The organism is Sutterella sp., assembly GCF_052272535.1.
GTDB lineage: Bacteria > Pseudomonadota > Gammaproteobacteria > Burkholderiales > Burkholderiaceae_F > Sutterella.
Map to the genome: position 1 here is coordinate 1 of NZ_DAVZJY010000320.1, position 2052 is coordinate 2052.

The 2052-nt window shown below is 71.7% G+C and carries 1 protein-coding gene; it reads left to right on the plus strand.

Annotated features, from left to right (window positions below; all coding sequences use genetic code 11):
- Window positions 1-1989: MMPL family transporter (locus tag ACT6Y9_RS10655; RefSeq protein WP_443744511.1), on the plus strand; the 1989-nt coding region annotated here is incomplete at its 5' end.
- Window positions 1990-2052: the final 63 nt, after the last annotated feature.

Genomic DNA, 2052 nt, shown 5'->3' on the forward strand with positions numbered 1-2052 from the left:
ACGGAAGCGGCCGCGAAGCGCCTCGCCGCCCGGGCGGCCGCCTGCCTCTCACCCGCGTCACCGCGGCTCCTCGGGTTCACGAACGACCCCTTCTGCACGTTCGACCATTGGCTCCTTGAACGCCTCGCCGCGCTCCCCTGGACGAAGACCACCGCGGAAGGCCGCGACTGGGTGGCGGTGAAGCGCCCGGATCCGGGTGAGCGCACGCTCCTCCTTCTCTTTTCGGCCGATGAAAAGACGGTTGCTGCGGGCGAAGCGGGCCTCGCCCGATCGCTCGCGGCAGCGAAGGCCGCCGCCGCGGAGGCGGCACCGGGCGTCGATGCCCTCGCCGCGGGCGTGCCGCTCTTCACCGACGCGATCGCCTCGCGCGCCGAGCGCGAGGTGGCCTTCATCGGCATCGTCTCCACGGTCGGGGTGCTCGTCGTCGCGTGGCTTCTCTTCGGGCGGTTCGCGACTGTGGCCGCCATGAGCGTCACCGTGGCGGCGGGCTTTCTGATGGCGCTCGCACTCACCTTCGCGCTCTTCGGAACGCTCTCTCTCGTCACCTTCATCTTCGGCGCGACGCTGATCGGCGTCTCGGTGGACTACTCCTCACACTGGATGGCCTTGAAGCGCCCCGGGGAGTCGCCCTGGGAGCGGCGCCGGCGGCTCCTGACGCCGCTCCTCCTCGCGGCCGGCTCCTCGGCCGCGGCCTATGCGGCGCTGCTCCTCACGCCCCTTCCGGGCCTCAGACAGATGGCGGTGCTCGCCGCCGCGGGGCTCCTCGGGGCCCTCTTCACCGTCCTCGCGCTCCTGCCTTTCTGCGAGCGCCTGGCGCCCAAGCGCACCACGCGCCTCATGGCGAAGCTCGAAACGGCGCTCCCCCGCATCCCGCACCTCGACTCCGCCGCACTCCGGCGGCCGGCGATCCTCGGCGCGCTCGCGCTCTTTGCGGCGCTCCTCATCTTCGGCCTCACGCGGCTCGAGTTCGCCTCGGGCATCCGGGACCTCCAGGGGGCTCCGGCCTCCCTCATCGCCGAGCAGCGGCAGGTCGCCGAAACGATCCGCATGCCCTCGCCCGCCCAGGCCTTCGTGATCGAGGGAGCGACAATCGACGAGGCGCTCGAAAAGGAGGTGCACCTCAGAGCGCGCCTCGCCGCCGACCCGGCGCTGCGGCACGTGACTCCGGCGGGGCTCTCCGAGTGGCTCCCGCCCGCTCTCAGGCAGAACGCCGACCGTGCGCTCGTGAGAAAAGCCCTCGATCTCGCCGAACCGACCCTCGAAGCCCTTCTCGGCGCCCGCCCCGCGGGGCCCGGCGGCCGGGCGCTCACGGAGGCCGACGTGGCGGCGACGCCCTTGAAGAGGCTCCTGTCGCAGTACGTGCTCACTGACGGAAGTTCAGCTTCCAATGGGGAAAAGAGCGGCGCGGCGCTCCTGCTCACGCTCGCCGGCGTGGCGCCAGGCGACCTCGGTCGGCTCGCGAGCGCCGCCGCGGACCTCGAGCTCCCGGGCGTGCATTTCGTCGACATCACGCGCGGGATGGGAGACGGCCTCTCGCTCTACCGCGACCGCGTGCTCGTCCTTCTTGCGCTCGGGCTCGCCGCCCTCTGGGCGGTTCTTGTGCTCCGCTTCCGGGGCGCGGCCTGGCGGGCGGTGGCGCCCACCGTCATCGGCATTCTCACGGCGGCGGCCGTCCTCGGCGCCTTCGGCATCCCCTTCACGCTCTTCGCCGCCCTCGCGATGGTGCTCCTCACGGGGCTCGGCGTCGACTACGGGATCTTCCTCACGGGGAACCCCAACGACGGCCGCACGGGCGCGGCGACCCTCTTCTCGGGGGTGACGACGATGCTCTCCTTCGGGCTCCTCGCCTTCTCCTCCACCCCGGCGCTCTCGGTCTTCGGGCTCACGGTGCTCACGGGCCAGGCGGCAATCTGGGCGGCCACACCCCTCCTGCGCCCGAAGCGGAGCCCCTTTGCCGGGCCCGCCGCGGAGCCTCCGGCCGAAAACTAAGCAACCCGATCACTGAAGTGACGGGGTTTTGATCCATTCTGACCAGGGCTTTTCCGGGCAGCA